Source organism: Cumulibacter soli, from assembly GCF_004382795.1.
In the GTDB taxonomy this organism is placed as follows: domain Bacteria; phylum Actinomycetota; class Actinomycetes; order Mycobacteriales; family Antricoccaceae; genus Cumulibacter; species Cumulibacter soli.
The window spans coordinates 1-16,184 of sequence record NZ_SMSG01000001.1 but is presented as its reverse complement, the minus strand read 5'-3'; the positions used below and the strand labels follow the sequence as shown (position 1 = coordinate 16,184).

Genomic DNA, 16,184 nt, shown 5'->3' with positions numbered 1-16,184 from the left:
AAGGCCACAACAATGGCAATTACACCCGACCTGATTGGTCTTTGCAGTCCTGCCCGCGACGTGTCGTGGGACGTCGACGATGTGCTGCTGTACGCGGTCGCTGTCGGAGCTGGACAGGATGACCCGACTCGTGAGCTCAACCTCACGACCGAGAACAGCGATGGCGTGGTTACCCAGGCCCTGCCGACCTACGCAAACATCGTCACTCGCGGCCGCCCCGAGTTCGAGCTCGATATGAGCAAGATGGTGCACGCGGAGCAGGACTTTTCGCTGCCGAATCCGCTTTCCACGAGTGGCCGCGGATCTCTGCGGACCGAGGTCACCAATGTGGAGGACAAGGGTAGCGGCGCGCTTATCTCCATTGACGGCGTGCTCGAGGACGCGCAGTCCGCGGAAGTGCTCGCTCGTACGACCCAGCGACTGTTCGTCCGCGGTGCAGGTGGATTTGGTTCGTCTTCGGCGCCGCGTCGCGAGCCGTGGGTGGTACCCGATCGGGCACCCGACTCGGAGACAGTCGGGAACGTTCGGCCCGAGCAGGCGTTGCTGTACCGCCTTACCGGGGACCGCAATCCACTGCACAGCGATCCTGCGTTCGCGCAGCGATCGGGCTTTGCCCAGCCGATCTTGCACGGGATGTGCACCTACGGAATCACCGGGAGGTTGCTCGTTCGGGAGATCTGCGGTGGGGACCCAGCTCGGCTGACCGGCATGTCGGGCAGATTCACCAAACCCGCGCTAACCGGGATCCCGCTTACCGTGCGGATCTGGGTTGACGGTGACGAGGCGCGTTTTCAGACCCTGCAAGACGGCGCTGTCATCTTGGACCGGGGAACAGCCCGTATCTCGCAGTAGTAGCCACGCCATTTCGGCAGCAATCGCACTCGAAGAAAGAAGGAGCACCATGGGAGTACTTGATGGACGCGTCGCGATCGTGACCGGCGGCGCACGCGGCATAGGCGCCGCGATCGCGACAACCTTTGCCCGTGAGGGGGCCGCCGTCGTCGTCAACGATCTCGGTGGCGCAACCGACGGCACCGGCGCGGACGTGTCGGCCGCGGAGGCTATTGCCGCCGAGATCCGCGAATCCGGCGGTCGGGCGGTGGCCGACAGCAGCGATGTAGCCGAGACCGCGACCGGTGACAAGCTCATCCAACTCGCCGTCGACGAGTTCGGGAAGCTGGACATCCTGGTCAACTCTGCAGGGATCCTTCGCGACCGCATGGTCTTCAACATGACAGACGAGGACTGGGACTCGGTCATTCGCGTGCACCTGCGCGGGCATTTCGTGAACAGTCGTGCTGCGGCGGCGTACTTCCGCAACAATCGCAGCGAGTCGGGCCACCACCGCATCATCAACTTCACCTCGCACTCCGGCCTCTACGGATCGCCGGGCCAGGCGAACTACGGATCGGCCAAGATGGGCATCGTGGGCTTGACCTACTCGCTCGCCCAGGGACTCTCCCGCTACGGCGTCACTGCGAATGCGATCGCGCCGGCCGCCGCGACGCGACTGGTCAATACAGTTCCGGAAGAGAAGAAGGCCATCCAGGGCCGCCCCGCTGATGATGATCCGAGCCGTTCGCCGCAGAACGTCGCTGATCTAGCGCTCTACATGGCCAGCGAGAAAGCGGGTTGGCTCACCGGTCGCGTCGTCGAGTCGCGCGCTTTCTCCGTCGGGTTATTCCCGAACCCGGAACCCATTGCCACCGTCGAGAACGAGGGCCCGTGGGAGTTTGACAACCTCGCGGACCAACTCGAGCGCACGTTCCGCCCACTAGCTGACGGCCCGCCAGAGACGCTGTTCTCCAGCCAGGTCAAAGCGCAGTCTTAGCGCGCGTACGCCAAAGCGAGGAGTGATGCTGTGAACGGGCAAGGCGAAGCAGATCCTGTCCTTGCGGGGATACAGGTCGTCGATCTGACCACGTCGGTTGCGGGATCGTTGGCGACGATGTTGCTTGCGGACTACGGCGCGCAGGTTGTACGCATCGAGTACGAGCGGCTGGAAGCGGCCGATGCGGGAGCCGCTATGCGCCGGCGAGGGAAGCTACTTGCACCTATGGAGCCGGGGACTGAAGCCGGTCGGGACGAGCTACTTCGTCTCGTTCGGGCAGCCGACGTACTCGCAGTCGACGATGATGAACAACTCCGCGGACTCGACCTTCGCTCGTCGACGCTTCGCGACGAGTCCCCGCACCTCATCGTGCTCAAGGCGCCGACAGTCGACGGCGGCGCACCATGGGCAGGCGGACACGAGTCAAACGGGCTCATCTCCGCTATGTATGGGTTATCCGCCCGTCAAGTCTCGTTCAGCGGAACACCGGTCGAACCCGTGCACGATCACATCCTGACCATGCATGGAATCTGGGCGGCCGCATGCACCATGGCGGCGATCGTGGAACGCACGTCGAGTGGCACGGGGCAAGAAGTCAGCGTGGACGGTGTGCAAGGCGCTTTGCTCGCGTGCATCGGGACCCTGTCGATCGATGTCGACCTACCGGATCCGGACACTGCCGTTGGGCCGTACGGTCGGCACCCGCTGTACAGCGTCTTCGAGGCCGGCGACGGCCGCTGGCTAGCGGCCGGAGCGCTCGGCGGAAAGTTCGAAGCGCGACTACTGCATGAGTTGGGCAAAGGCCACTTGCTTGACGATCCGCGCTTGGCGGATTCCACAGGGGGTGGGCTGTCCACCGAAACGTTGACCTGGCTTCGCGGAGAGGTGTCCGAGGCGTACAAACTGCACCCTCGCGACGAGTGGCTCGACCGGCTGGATCGTGCCGGAATTCCGTGTGGCCCCGTGCAACGCCGGCCGGATTGGTTTGATGGGGAACTGGTCGAAGCGCTCGACCTTCGGGATGAACTCGAGGACCCGCGCGTGGGCCGGACGGCGATGCCGGCGCGTCCGGTGGAACTGTCCAATGCACCCAAGACGGCCGAGCCCGCTCGCGTGCTCGGTAGCAGCACCGAACTCCCGTCACGGCGTACGGCACCGGTGGAACGAACCGCGGGCGCCCGTGCGCCGCTTCGGCCGGGACCACTGCACGGCCTCCGATTCCTGAACATGGGGACCTTCGTGGCCGGTCCGATGTCCGGGTCGCTGCTGGCAGAGCTCGGCGCCGATGTCATCAAGATCGAGCAGCCGACTGGAGATCCGTTCCGCAGCGCTGGATTCATGTACTCGCGTGGGATGCGAAGCCTAGCGATCGATCTGGCAAGCGACGATGGTCGTGCAGCGTTCGGTGAACTGGTCAGCTCCAGTGACGGCCTGATGAGCTCACTGCGACCGGGAGTACCGGAGAAGCTCGGTATCGATGAGGAACAGTTACGGTCCTTCCGTCCGGACTTGGCCATCGTGCGCCTGTCGGGATACGGAAACCGCGGCCCATGGGCAGACAAACCGGGCGTCGACATGGTGCTGCAAGCGATGAGCGGCATGATGCTCGCGCAAGGCGGCAAAACCCCCATGGTCAATACGCTCGCAATTACCGACTTCACCAGCGCCGCGCTTTCGGTGCTCGGAATGCTGCTAGGGGTGTACGACGCGCGGACCCGAGGCCGCGGGCAGCGAGCTGACGTGTGTCTGGCGAGCACCGCTACCTTCTGCCAGTACCCAGACCTCGTGGAATATGAGGGTCGCCCTCAGCGACGTGAGGGCGGGACGGACTACAAGGGCGGCGGCGAACTCGAGCGCCTGTACCCGGTGGCCGATGGGTGGATTCGGGTGGCTAGGCGACCAGACCGCAGTCCCACCGTCGATGGTGACGTGGGGGAGCTCATTGTCGATCGCAGCGGGAAAGAAGCGATCGCGATGCTCGAGGCGCGGGGGTTGGCAGCGGCTCGTGCCCGTGCGGCGACGGAAGTCATTCGGGACGACCGACTGCTCTCGGCAGGCGTCCTGCAGCTAGTCGCAGCCGATAACGGCACGGTCTTTAGCGCCCCCGGGAGGTGCGCCACCTTCAGCAGGACGCAGCGTAACGGCCCGCTGCGCACCCCCGGCGCCGGGGAGCACAGTGTGGCTGTGCTGCGGGACAGCGGTCTGGCGCAGGACCACATTGATGCGCTACTGGAGTCGGGATCGCTAGCCCAAGGCCAACCGATGTTGCAACAGCTCGGACCGGTCTACCGGTAGCGGTACGGAGTTGCTGCGTGTCACCGCTGAGGTATCCCGAACGGGACGAGGGGGCGCGTCGGCAGCGCTGCGCTGCCCGGAGGCAGCCAATCGAAGGGAGTAACCATGCCGCGGATGGGCAATGGATTGGTCGAGATCCAGCGTGTGAACGCCATCGCGAATGTGATTCTCGATAGTCCAGCGACACGTAATGCGTTGAGTGACGATTTACTCGATGATCTCATCGACGCGCTGCAGACAGTTGGCGATGATGATTCGGTGCGGGTGATCGTGCTGCGCTCATCGCATGAGCGCGTCTTCAGTGCTGGTGGGGATCTGAAGGGATTTGCAAGTTCGCAGTCATTGATGAACAAGCATCGTGGGCTTGATCGGTTTCCGCGGCTGTATCGCCTGATTGGAGCGATCGGGAAGCCGGTGGTGTGCGCCGCGAACGGTGACACACTCGCCGGCGCGTTCGGGCTCGCGTTGGCATGCGATCTGATTGTCGCCAAGGACGGCGCTCGTTTTGGTTGTCCGGAAATCAACGTCGGCGTGTTTCCCTTCATGATCTCAGCTCTGATCTACCGCAACCTGCCACGGATGCTAGCGAATGAATTGATGATGGTCGGTGATTTGATCGACGCGCATCAGGCCCGTGAGTTGGGGATCGTGAACAAGGTCGCCGCGGCTGATGAATTCGACGCACAGGTCGATGAGTTGGCCGGGCGCCTCGCCGACAAATCGCCGCTACTTATGCAATTCGGCAAGAAAGCCATCGACAAGACGCGCGACATTCCGTTGGACCGCGCCCTCGATGTCATGCGTGACCAACTGGCCTTGGTCTTTTCGACCGATGACCTACGCGAGGGGGTGGCCGCGTTCACCGAGAAGCGGGAGCCGCGGTGGGTTGGCCGATGAGCGGTGTATTACCGGTCGAGTTCGATTCGGGTGCGTACCTCGACTGGCGTGATCTGCACAGCGTAGGCGTGGATGTGATTGGCCATGCTGCGTTCCGCAGAGGACTCGTTTTGTTTCTCGATTGCCCGGGTAACAGCGGTGTGTGCTTTCGCGACGTTGTGCATGACCTCGTCGTCCACGAATGCTTCGTTGTCTGTCGCCGTGTGGATCGCGGGAGCCAGGGCGAGCATGAGGCCTTCGATGATTTCGTTGTGACTGGCTTTTGCGACGGCGACGTGCCAATCGACGTTCGCGGCCAAGAAATTCTCGAGATCCGCGGCCTGCGACAGCCGATCGTTGATGGCAATCAACTCATCCAGGTCGTCGTCGGTGCGATGTCGCGCTGCCAACAGTGCGCAGAATGGCTCGATACCTTCGCGAGCCTCAAGGAGGGTGCTGAAACCCAGCCGGCTGCCTTGGATCAACAAGCGAACACTCGCCGCCATCGACTCGCTGTTCGGCCGGTGTACGAACGCCCCTCCGGAGCGTCCCGTTCGAATCGTCACCAAGTCTTGGACTTCGAGCGCCCGAATCGCCTCGCGGACGCTCGCGCGGCTAAGTGTGGTCTGCTCAACCAGATCGCGCTCGGTGGGAAGTGCAGTCCCCTCGGGGAACTCACCGTTAAGTATCCGTCGACGCAGCTCTGCGGCAAGCACGTTCGAGCCCTTGGGTGCAGACACCGGATCAAGCCGAATCGGTTCTCGCGTTACTCGTTTTCCCGAGCTAGTCACCTGCAGTACTTCCGTTCCCGTTCGAATCTGGCGTGGTGGCCAGCGTCGAAGCATTCTCGCACGCCGACGGGCCGATCCAACGATGTCAGATGTGAGCATTCCTGCACGGCCGCCTCGGCGCCGGGCATGTCGCGGACCTATGAGGAGATTGTATGAACTTCGAGATGACCGAGGACCAGCAGACGGTTCGCGCTGCGGTGCGTGAGTTGGCCGCGCGTTTTGACGACCAGTATTGGATGGACTGCGACCTCAACCACGAGTTTCCTCGCGCCTTCTACGACGCACTGGCCGACGGTGGCTGGCTCGGTGTCACGACGCCGGAGGAGTTCGGCGGTCATGGCCTGGGTATTACAGAAGCGTCGATCATTCTGGAGGAGATCGCCGCTTCGGGTGCCGGGATGAATGGAGCGAGCTCGGTCCACATGTCGATTTTCGGCATGCATCCGGTCATTAAGCACGGATCAGAGCAACTGAAGGAACGCACACTGCCGCGAATCGTGACCGGGGACCTGCATGTGTGTTTCGGGGTCACCGAGCCGGGCGCGGGGCTGGACACGACGAAGATCACCACCCGTGCAGAGCGTCGCGGGGACCAATACGTCGTCAACGGCCGAAAGGTGTGGATCTCGAAGGCCGTCGAGTCTGAAAAAGTGCTGCTACTGACTCGTACAACGCCCGCCGGCGAAGTTACCCGCAAGACTGATGGGCTGACCCTGTTCCTCACCGACCTCGATCGCGAACACATCGATATACGGCCCATCCGGAAGATGGGCCGAAACGCGGTGACCTCCAATGAACTGTTCATCGATGACCTGCCGGTGTCGATCGAGGACCGCGTCGGTGAGGAAGGCAAAGGGTTCTACTACCTGCTCGATGGACTGAACCCCGAGCGGATGCTCGTGGCAGCGGAGGCACTAGGCATTGGGCGGGCGTCGCTGAACGCGGCGGTTCGCTACGCAAACGAGCGCGAGGTGTTCGGGCGTCCGATCGGCAAGAATCAGGGGATTCAGTTCCCGTTGGCCGACTCGTTGGCGCGGCTGGACGCCGCCGAACTCGTGCTGCGAAAGGCTACCTGGCTGTATGACAATGACCGGCCCAGCGCTCGTGAAGCGAATATGGCGAAGTACCTGTGCGCCGACGCTGGATTTGACGCGGCCGATCGCGCATTGCAGACACACGGCGGAATGGGGTACTCCGAGGAGTACAACGTCGCACGATACTTCCGCGAGGCCAGGCTGACACGGATTGCGCCGCTGAGCCAGGAAATGGTGCTGAACTTCCTCGGCGAGCACGTTCTCGAGCTACCGAGAAGCTACTGAGTGATGTCCGGCACGACGCTCGTGAGTGCGAGTACGCATGATTGAGTTCCGTGAGACGGTTCGGCCCGGCGCAGGCATCTGGTGGAGCCAGGGAGCGGCGGAGCCCTATCCACTCGTCGACACGCTGATCGACCAGGTGCACGGGATCGGCGGTATAACTGCGTTCTGCGGGCTTAGCTGGCACGAACGATTCAGTGAACCGCTGCCAGAGGAGATCCACATACGGTCGTACGGCGGTCTGGGAACGCTGCGTCGATTGAGTGCAGCCAATCAGTTGGACGTTGTCCCGTGCCACTTCTCTGCGCTGCCACGGCTGTTTCGGTCGGGACGAATTGCTGCCGACGTCGGCTTGGTGCAAGTGTCACCGCCCAACGAGGTTGGGCTAGTCACGCTCGGGATCGGAGTTGACTACGCCGCTGACGCGCTCGCTGCGACGAACCTGCTCGTCGCGGAGGTCAACCAACAGATGCCCCAGACGGTCGGCGGACCGCAGATCCCGTTGGAGCGATTCGCCGCCGTCATCCATACCGATCGTCCGCTTCCCAGCCCGCCCAATCGTGAACCGAGTGCCGTTGACGCACAGATTGCGCAGAACGTGTGCGCGCTGATCGACGACGGCGCCACCCTTCAGGTGGGCGTCGGAACGCTCGGAAACGCGATCCTGCAGGGATTGCGGTCCCATCGAGACCTTGGCCTGCACTCGGGAATGATTGCTGACGGCGTCGTCGACCTTGTCGAACGCGGGGTAATGACCGGTCGACGCAAGGAGCTTGACGGTGGGCTACTGGTCGCAGGCGCCGGGCTGGGCACCGACCGACTATATCGAGCAGTTCGTGACCTCCCCGTCGAGTTCCGCCCGGTCAGCTATACCCACGATCCATCGATGCTCGCGAAGCTCAGTTCGCTGATCGCGGTCAATTTTGCGATCGAAGTCGATCTGTCCGGCAATGTCGGAGCTGAGACGGTAAACGGCGTCCAGGTCGGCGCGATCGGTGGTCAGTCCGATTTTGCGCGCGCAGCGTCCAGCACCGGTTCGAGGTCGATCATCGCGCTCCGCTCGACAAATCGTGGACAGTCCACGATTTCCCCGCAACTGATTCATGGTCCAGTGACCACGTCCCGCGCGGACGTCGATGTGGTTGTCACCGAGCATGGTGCCGCCCATCTGACTGGATGCTCACTAGCCGAACGTGCCCGGCGGATGATCGAAATTGCTGCCCCAGAACACCGCGAACGCCTCAGCCGAGCAATACACCAGCGCACTCGAGAAGGATGAGGAAGGACAGGTCATGATTACCGCCATGCCAGCACGTGTACACATCCGTGAAGTCGGCCCGAGGGATGGATTCCAGAATGAGCCAGAGCGAATCCCGACCGCCCAGAAGATTGAATTGATCAATCAGCTCGGGCGAACTGGCCTGGACCGCATAGAGGTCGCCAGTTTCGTACGCCCCGATGTCATCCCGCAGTTGGCCGACGGCCTGGAGGTGCTGCACGGGATTGATCTGCCGAACGAGGTCAGCCGTATGGTGCTCATTCCGAATGAGCGGGGACTGGATAACGCGCTCGGTGCCAGAGAGTACTTCGACGAGGCTGCGATTTTCGTGTCGGCCTCCGAGACACACAATCTTCGAAACGTCGGCCGATCTGTTCGGGACTCCATGACAGGAAATGAGATTGTCGCCCGGCGTATCCGAGAGCAGGACCTCCGGTGTGCCGCAGTGATTGCCACGTCCTTCGGGTGTCCGTTCGAAGGCAAGGTGCCGATCGGCACCGTTCTCGATATAGCTGAGCAGTTTGCCGCGGCCGGCGCCGTCGAGATCGGCTTCGGCGACACCACTGGAATGTGCAATCCGAAGTACGCGGGGGAGTTCTTCGCGGCCGCGATTGATCGCCTCCCGGGGGTCGAGATCACCGCGCACTTTCACAACACTCGCGGCCAGGGTCTGGCCAACGCGTATGCCGCGCTCACTGCAGGGTGTACGAGTTTCGAGTCCAGCTTCGGCGAACTCGGCGGCTGCCCTGTGCCCGCTGGGTCGACCGGCAACATCGCTACCGAGGATCTCGTCGGGATGTTCCACGAGATGGGGATCGAAACCGGCATCAACCTCCCGACGCTGATTGATGCCGCGCGTCAGGTTCAGAATGTGCTGGGCCGAACGCTGACGAGCCACTCAATCATCGCCGGCCCCGTGGACTGGGTGGGCGAGGCGAGGTAGCCGCGTCGTACCACCGAACGAACCCCGCTCAGATCGAGCGGGGTTCCTTCGGTTGTCACGCCGAACGCCGTGCTACTCCTGGGCGATGGATACACCGCGAAGATCTGAGTAGCCGTTGGTCCGCTGGCTCACGCCGGAGACGTTCGGCGCGTATGCGGATGCTTCGTGGCTCATGCAGATCGGGATCAGGTGCGGTGGGGTCTCGATCCAGGATTCGAGGTACTTCTCGTAGAACGGCGCCCGGTCCCTGGGGTTCAACGAGGCCGCACCTTCGTCGCCGTACGTGTTCAAGTCCGGATACTCGGTCCCTCCGGCGTTCAGGTATGCGTCGGGCTTGACGTACCGGGCGTTTGAGACATCCGGGTCATTGATTCCGGTGGCGATCGACGTGATGGCTTCGACGCTCTGATCTACGACGAACGCTTGCACCATTTCGGCGGTGGGGACCGGCTTAATAGTCATGTCGATGCCGACCCCGGACAGTTGTTCCTGGATCGCCTCGGCGAGCTTCGTATTGCTGGTGATGTTCGAGGTGGTGGTGCTGATTTGAAGATCTGCGACGCCCGCGTCTTCCAGTGCCTTCTTGGCGGCCTCGGGGTCGTACGGGAATTCCTCTAGCCCGTCGCCGATTGTCTTGCTGTAGCCGGGACCTGTTTCGGGGAACGGGTGGATCTGTGGGGTGCAGTATCCGTCGTAAAGGCCCTGAGAGATCGCCTCGCGGTCGATGGCCATGTTCAGCGCCTTACGTACTTCGGGGTTATCGAACGGTTCTTGCGACGCGTTGACCATGAAGTAGAGGTACCTGGCGCTGGGCTGCACGAGAGGGGTGAAGTTGTCGGTGGCGAGGCCGTCCATTTGGTCCGCGTTGACCCGTGCGGCGTCGATCTCGCCTGATTTGAGGGCGTTGAGTCTGGTCTGGTCGTCGGGCATCGCGTAGTAGGTCATGCTGGCGACCCGTTGGGCGTCGGGGTCCCAATAGTCGGGGGTCTTTTCGTATTCGGCTTTGTCGCCGGGGACGTATTGGGTGACGGAGTAGGGCCCGATGCCGACCGGCTGAGTCGCCAACGTGCCGCTCTTTGCGGCGGCGGGGGAGACCATGATTCCCGCGCGGCTGGAGAGCGTAACCGGTATTGGTCCGATCTGTCCCGAGAGTTTCAGTTCCACGGTGTACTCGTCGACCACGTCGACGGATGTGACCTGGGTCAGCTCACCGCTGAGCGTGCTTCCCTCTCCTCGCGCCCGGTCGAGGTTGAATTTGACCGCGTCGGCGTTGAACGGCTCTCCATCGGAGAAGGCGAGACCTTCGCGCAGTTGGAGCGTGAGCGTCTTGCCGTCCTCGGACGCCGTGTACTCGGTAGCCAGCATCGGAGTGACATCGCCGTCGATGCCCTCGTGCAGCAACCGGTCATACACCGGCTTGTAGAAAATAATGTTGTTACCGCTGGGACTCTCGATCGGATCCCAACTGGACAGTGCTTCTGGGTAGGCCCAGTCGAAATGGGCATCTGGATAAAAATCATCGGCAGCCTCGATCGAGTTGCCATACTCGTTATTCTCGGCTCCTGAACTTTGCTCGGGCGCGTCGCCGCAGCCGGTAATCAGCAAACTTGTGCCCAGCATGGTGCCTACGAGTCTCGATAGACGGTTCAATTATTAGTCCTCTCAGGGCGTGCGGTTTGCATAGAAGCTGGTCGCTGTGGGGACGCAAGAGGTGGTGTGACGGCGTCATCCGTTATGGTCTGACCAAATTAGCAAGGCGATTGCCGCAATGGAAGTCTTTTGGTCAGACCGTTTAGTCGAGTGTGCCGCGCCGACTGGGACCGGCGCCGCGACAGGACCAGTGCTGAGCACGCCGATGCACAAAAGTGAGGCGCTCGTCCGGGTGGACGAGCGCCTCGAGGCACTATCGATCATTTTGGTTGAGCAGACCGCATCCTTATCTGCGCGGCGAACGGCGATCAGCCAGTCGGTTTTGGCAGGTTCACGTAACATCGCGGCGACGGACCACAACCACGGACATCGCGATCGCTGCGATGATCCACGCGACGATCGTCCACGTTGCTTGCCCGGCGCCGACGGTGGTGAGCACGCCGGGAGCGCCCTCGCCACTGGCGTCCGCGCCAACCAGAGCTCCGACCAGTGAGCCCGCCGACGTCCCAGGCAGGACGGTGGTGAACGCTTCGATGGGTCCCAGAACGGACCCGACTCCACGCAGTAAATTCTCGATGGCGAGCGCCCATACGAGCCCCAAGCCGACGGACAGCGCCGGACCTTTCGCCAATATGCCGAGGAAGAAGCCGACCGACGCCCACATGAGCAGGATCAGCGCTGAGGCGCCGACGTCCAGCAGCAGGTCGGAGAGCCCGGGCCACGTCAGTGGTTGTCCTTCGATGAGGCCGATTCCGGTCGAGAACGCGATACACATCACGAGGGTGACCAACACCGTCGTGACCACAACAACGGCGAGCGCCAGCGCGTTGCCCAGCACGGTGAGGGCCCTACTCGGTCCATGGATGAAGGACGTCTTCCAGGTTCCCCAGGAGAATCCAGATCCTGCCACCAACGCGCCAAGCACCATAAGCAGCGCTCCGCCGAACATCGGCGTGCCTTGCATCATGGCCTCGCCGATATTGATGGGCAGGACATCGTGCAGCAGCGCGCTTGACGGCACGCCCTCGTTCGCGAAGGACTCGTCGCCGGTGAGATAGCTGACGTAGTTGAACACGTAGCCGAACAACGAAGTCAGTAGCAACCACGTGGCGACGGTGACCCAGACGGCCGGCCATCGACGAAGTCGTAGCAGCTCGGCGCGCGCAACGCGCAGGATGCCCGAACTACCCGTCGGTCGATGGTGCCTGGAATGGAGTTCAGGCTGTGAGTGCGTGATGGTCATCGTGGTTCTCCTCGGTTTGTCGCGGTGTAGTGAGCTCGAAGAACACGTCTTCAAGGCTTCGCTCGCGCCTGATTACTTCGTGTATTTGGATACCGGCGCCGACGAGTTCGGCGACCAGGTCGGAGACAGTTACGGACCCGGGCAGCACTAGGTGGTCGTCTTCGCGGATGACCGACCCGGAACCAGAGAAGTTGTTGGCTATGCGCTGCGTTTGGTCGAGGGGAGTCGCGCGTATGACCACTTGGGCGTCCCCGCGCAAACCTTCCACGGTCGATTCCTGAAGCAGGCGCCCGCCGTCGATGACGCCCACGCGATCACAGATGTCCTGTACCTCGGCTAGAAGGTGACTCGAGAGGAGGACGGTGTGTCCTTCGGACGCGAGCGAGACGATCAGAGTGCGCATGTCGGCCATTCCGGACGGATCGAGGCCGTTGGTGGGTTCGTCGAGCACGATTAGTTCGGGTGAGCCGAGCAACGCGCACGCTACGCCCAGGCGCTGCTTCATGCCGAGGCTGTAGTTCTTGTATCGCTCGTCGGCGCGGTCGGTCAGAGCGACGCGCGTGAGGGCCTCCTCAGCCGCGGACTCTGCCAAACCGCGCATGCGTGCGATGTAGCGTAGATTGTTGCGTCCACTGAGGTAGGGAAAGAATCCCGGACCTTCGATAAGAGCACCGATCCGGTAGGCGACGTCGGCGTCCCCAGGATGTCCATCGAGGACGTCGATTGCCCCGCTGCTGGGGCGGACTAGCCCGAGAATCATCCGCAGGGTCGTCGTTTTGCCGGCTCCGTTCGGGCCCAGGAAGCCATAGATTTCGCCGCGCGCGACTGTCAAGTGGACGTCGAGTACGGCGGCGCGATCGCCGTACTTCTTGGTCAGGTGTGTGGTTTCGATGACGTTCATGGTCTTAGCGTTGCCGGTGGGCGTAGCCGGCGAATCCGCGCCAGTGCGCGATCGGGTACGCAATCTTGCGTATGGCTCTCGCGCGGTTCGACGTACGGGCTGCGTCGAACCAGCGCCTAGTCTGATCGCATGGCCCAATTCGCCTCGACCCCGCGTATGCCGGTGATTACTGACCTCACGTGGGCACTGCCACTGACGTTGCTTACTGGCGTCGGTGCCGGGTTTTCCTCGGTAGGGAATGTTGGCGCGCCGGGGGTGGTAACGGCGGTCCTGCTCGCGATTACGTCCTGTGCGTTGCTGCTGATCTCGCGTCGCGTTCCTGCTCTCGTGCTCGTGGGAACTGCAGCGCTGATGACGGTGCACTTTGCCGTCGGGTTACCGGACGGCCCGATCTGGCTCCCGTTAATTGCCGCGGCGTTCTTCGCGGGGCGCTACGCAGGCGTGCGAACCTGGGCGTGGTCAGTCGTCGTCGCCGCCTGCGTGGTGCTAGTGGGTTTTGCCATGCGCACCCTCGTGTGGGATGCGCCGGTGATGCAGTCGTGGTGGCAGTCGGTCGGCGCACTCGCGCTATGCCTGGCGGCCGCCCTGTTGGGCAGCGTCATTCGTGGTCGTGTCGAACGCGCCCGCGAACGGGTGGCGAGGGTAGCGACCGAGGAACAGCTCGCCATGGCGCGCGACCTACACGATGGCGTCGGGCATGGTCTAGCGGTGATCGCGATGCAGGCCGGTGTCGCACTGCACGTGCTGGATCAAGACCCGGCGGCCGTGCGGCGATCGCTGCAAGCTATTCGCGATACGTCACGTGAATCGCTGGAGGCGCTGCGTGGTGAGCTCTCCAAACTGGCCGGCCAGCCACAGCGGAGCACGTCTCGGACCCTCGCCGACGTTCCGGCTTTGGTTGACCGGGTCCGAGCGGCTGGGCTGGATATCGCCGTCGACCTGCCGAGGATCGGTTCCGATCGCTGTGGACGCCGGGCGGAGTCAGCGGCGTACTCGATCGTCCAGGAGTCGCTGACGAATGTGCTGCGGCATTCGGATGCGAGTGCGGTTGAGGTGGTGATCGACGTGGCTGAGGAAGCGCTCATCATCGAGGTGCGCGACGACGGCACTCCTCGGAAGGGCGGCGCGAAGCCCGCAGGTCTCGGTCTCGCTGGTATGCGGCAGCGCGCGTCCGAACTCGGTGGGGAATGCATTGCCGGATTCACTGACCGCGGTTTCCTGGTGAGCGCACGGATCCCGGTGTCCACGCTCACGGCGGCAGGACAGGAGCAGTCGTGACGATCCGGGTGGCGTTGATCGACGATCAGTCGTTGGTGCGAATGGGGTTACGCACGCTGATCGACTCAGAACCTGACATCACTGTGGTGGGTGAGGCAGAGGAAGGGCGCGCGGGACTACAGATGGTCGAGCGCGAACGACCGGACGTCGTCCTGTGTGATATCAGGATGCCGATCCTGGATGGGCTCGGGATGCTGCATGACGTCGGCGCAGATCCGGCGCTCGGCGGCGTCCGAGTCGTCATGCTCACCACGTTCGAACTCGATGAGTATGTGTTCGAGGCGCTGCGCCTCGGCGCCTCCGGGTTCCTGCTGAAGGATGCCGAACCAGCCGAGATACTGCGCGCGATTCGGGTAGTACATGAGGGCGGTTCGCTGTTGGCCCCGTCGGTCACGCGTCGTGTCATCGAGCATTTCGGCCGCGCCACCACCGGAGGTGCGCATCCACACATCGATCAACTCACCAGCCGTGAGCGCGAGATCCTGCAATGGGTCGCGACCGGGCGATCGAATTCGGAGATTGGCGCCGAACTGTCCTTGAGCCCGGACACGGTGCGTACCCACGTATCGAGGGCGATGATCAAACTCGGTGCGCGCGATCGGGCGCAGCTCGTAGTGTTCGCGATCCAAAGCGGACTATAGGGACCCGCGCCCGACGCGTGATAAGGATGGGTATGCCCAGATCCATCGCCGAGATTCCCACGCCAGCCCTGGTCGTCGACTACGACGTGATGATGTGCAACATTGCCGCTATGAGTGCGGTTCTTCCTGGTGCGCGACTGCGACCACACGTCAAGGCGCACAAGTGCACCCAGATCGCTCGTCGGCAGCAGGACGCGGGCCATCGCGGTTTCACCTGTGCGACGATCCGCGAGGTCGAGGGGATGGCCGCGGCCGGTCTGGGTGAGGACCTGCTGTTGGCCAACGAGATTCTTGATGCTCGGCGCATCGGCGCGGTTCTCGCCAGTGGTGCTCGGGTAACCGTCGCCGTCGATTCGCTACAGACCATCGATGCGGCCATCGGCGGGGGTGTTCGTGAGGTGGTCATCGATGTGAACGTGGGGCTGCGACGTTGTGGTTGCGCCCCTGCCGACGCCGCATCGCTCGCCGAGCATGCGCGTGGTCGTGGCCTTCGGGTACGTGGCGTGATGGGCTACGAGGGCCACCTCATGATGACGATGCCGGACGACCGCAAGCGGAAAGCGGTTGAGGAGTCGATGCGCGCCCTGCTTGACGTTCACCAAAATGTCGGCGGCGAACTGGTCACCGGTGGCGGAACCGGAACCTATCTCGCGAACAGATGGGTCACCGAGATTCAAGCCGGAAGCTATGTATTAATGGATTCTCAATACGGAGAACTCGATACCCCCTTCGCGCAGGCGTTCTGGGTGCTCGGCACAGTGATATCCAGTAACGATAGCTGGCAGGTGGCGGACGCCGGTTTGAAGGCGATGTCCCTCGACCACGGCAATCCAGCGATTAATGGTGCCGACGTGTCGTTCGTCTCCGACGAGCACATCACCCTCGTGGCCGGCGGGCACGCGCCGATGGTAGGGGACCGGATCCGGATCACCCCGTCGCACGTTGATCCCACTATCGCATTGCACGAGCGGATGTACGTCGTCCGCGACGATGAGGTGATCGATGAATGGCCGGTCGACCTGCGCGGCTGGTAACCAACGACCGATCGCGAATCAGCGATGCCCTAGACGGTATGGAGTGACCGCTCAGGGCTCCTGAGGGTTGCAGGCCGGGGCCCCACTCACAAATAGTCGTGGGTTA

Annotated in this window: 14 protein-coding genes; 10 read left to right on the top strand and 4 right to left on the bottom strand. The window is 62.8% G+C overall.

What is annotated here, in order from left to right:
- Positions 1 to 12 precede the first annotated feature (12 nt).
- The 4 genes from E1H16_RS00070 to E1H16_RS00055 all read left to right on the top strand — a co-directional run bounded on the left by E1H16_RS00070 (position 13) and on the right by E1H16_RS00055 (position 5,023).
- Complete coding sequence (locus tag E1H16_RS00070; RefSeq protein ID WP_134321672.1) at positions 13 to 852, top strand: MaoC/PaaZ C-terminal domain-containing protein; 840 nt, start codon at positions 13 to 15, stop codon at positions 850 to 852.
- 49 nt (positions 853 to 901) lie between these two features.
- Positions 902 to 1,831, top strand: coding sequence for an SDR family NAD(P)-dependent oxidoreductase (locus tag E1H16_RS00065; RefSeq protein ID WP_134321671.1), 930 nt, complete (start codon positions 902 to 904; stop codon positions 1,829 to 1,831).
- A 30-nt stretch (positions 1,832 to 1,861) separates the two neighbouring features.
- Entirely contained in the window at positions 1,862 to 4,126 is a 2,265-nt protein-coding gene (locus tag E1H16_RS00060) for a CoA transferase (RefSeq protein ID WP_134321670.1), read from the top strand.
- A 114-nt stretch (positions 4,127 to 4,240) separates the two neighbouring features.
- On the top strand, positions 4,241 to 5,023 hold the full coding sequence (locus tag E1H16_RS00055) for an enoyl-CoA hydratase/isomerase family protein (protein ID WP_134321669.1): 783 nt from the start codon (positions 4,241 to 4,243) through the stop codon (positions 5,021 to 5,023).
- 8 nt (positions 5,024 to 5,031) lie between these two features.
- Here the strand turns inward: E1H16_RS00055 and E1H16_RS00050 are convergent, their stop codons facing one another.
- Positions 5,032 to 5,742: a FadR/GntR family transcriptional regulator gene (locus E1H16_RS00050; protein WP_208378767.1), complete on the bottom strand. Its 711-nt coding sequence runs from the start codon at positions 5,740 to 5,742 to the stop codon at positions 5,032 to 5,034.
- A 203-nt stretch (positions 5,743 to 5,945) separates the two neighbouring features.
- On the opposite strand from E1H16_RS00050, the gene E1H16_RS00045 reads away from it, so the two are divergent.
- Genes E1H16_RS00045 through E1H16_RS00035 form a run of 3 tightly spaced genes read left to right on the top strand, consistent with a single transcriptional unit; the run spans position 5,946 to position 9,331 of the window.
- The gene (locus tag E1H16_RS00045; RefSeq protein WP_134321667.1) at positions 5,946 to 7,112 is read left to right on the top strand and encodes an acyl-CoA dehydrogenase family protein; all 1,167 of its coding nucleotides are present in this window, start codon (positions 5,946 to 5,948) and stop codon (positions 7,110 to 7,112) included.
- 37 nt (positions 7,113 to 7,149) lie between these two features.
- A complete protein-coding gene (locus E1H16_RS00040; RefSeq protein WP_134321666.1) occupies positions 7,150 to 8,388 on the top strand; it encodes an acetyl-CoA hydrolase/transferase family protein in 1,239 nt (412 codons plus the stop codon).
- A 25-nt stretch (positions 8,389 to 8,413) separates the two neighbouring features.
- The gene (locus E1H16_RS00035) at positions 8,414 to 9,331 is read left to right on the top strand and encodes a hydroxymethylglutaryl-CoA lyase (protein WP_208378766.1); all 918 of its coding nucleotides are present in this window, start codon (positions 8,414 to 8,416) and stop codon (positions 9,329 to 9,331) included.
- Positions 9,332 to 9,403: 72 nt separating this feature from the next.
- On the opposite strand, the gene E1H16_RS00030 is transcribed toward E1H16_RS00035, so the two are convergent.
- The 3 genes from E1H16_RS00030 to E1H16_RS00020 all read right to left on the bottom strand — a co-directional run bounded on the left by E1H16_RS00030 (position 9,404) and on the right by E1H16_RS00020 (position 13,125).
- The gene (locus E1H16_RS00030) at positions 9,404 to 10,951 is read right to left on the bottom strand and encodes an ABC transporter substrate-binding protein (protein WP_134321665.1); all 1,548 of its coding nucleotides are present in this window, start codon (positions 10,949 to 10,951) and stop codon (positions 9,404 to 9,406) included.
- 361 nt (positions 10,952 to 11,312) lie between these two features.
- On the bottom strand, positions 11,313 to 12,224 hold the full coding sequence (locus E1H16_RS00025) for an ABC transporter permease subunit (protein ID WP_134321664.1): 912 nt from the start codon (positions 12,222 to 12,224) through the stop codon (positions 11,313 to 11,315).
- Positions 12,199 to 13,125 (bottom strand): ABC transporter ATP-binding protein, encoded by a 927-nt coding sequence (locus E1H16_RS00020; protein WP_134321663.1) that lies wholly within the window; start codon positions 13,123 to 13,125, stop codon positions 12,199 to 12,201. Before E1H16_RS00020 ends, E1H16_RS00025 begins: the two co-directional genes overlap by 26 nt.
- Before the next feature lie 129 nt (positions 13,126 to 13,254).
- On the opposite strand from E1H16_RS00020, the gene E1H16_RS00015 reads away from it, so the two are divergent.
- The 3 genes from E1H16_RS00015 to E1H16_RS00005 are packed head-to-tail and all read left to right on the top strand — an operon-like array spanning position 13,255 to position 16,078.
- A complete protein-coding gene (locus E1H16_RS00015) occupies positions 13,255 to 14,403 on the top strand; it encodes a sensor histidine kinase (RefSeq protein WP_134321662.1) in 1,149 nt (382 codons plus the stop codon).
- Positions 14,400 to 15,044, top strand: coding sequence for a response regulator (locus tag E1H16_RS00010; protein ID WP_134321661.1), 645 nt, complete (start codon positions 14,400 to 14,402; stop codon positions 15,042 to 15,044). The genes E1H16_RS00015 and E1H16_RS00010 overlap by 4 nt, the downstream gene beginning before the upstream one ends.
- Positions 15,045 to 15,076: 32 nt before the next feature.
- The gene (locus E1H16_RS00005) at positions 15,077 to 16,078 is read left to right on the top strand and encodes an alanine racemase (protein WP_134321660.1); all 1,002 of its coding nucleotides are present in this window, start codon (positions 15,077 to 15,079) and stop codon (positions 16,076 to 16,078) included.
- Positions 16,079 to 16,184 lie beyond the last annotated feature (106 nt).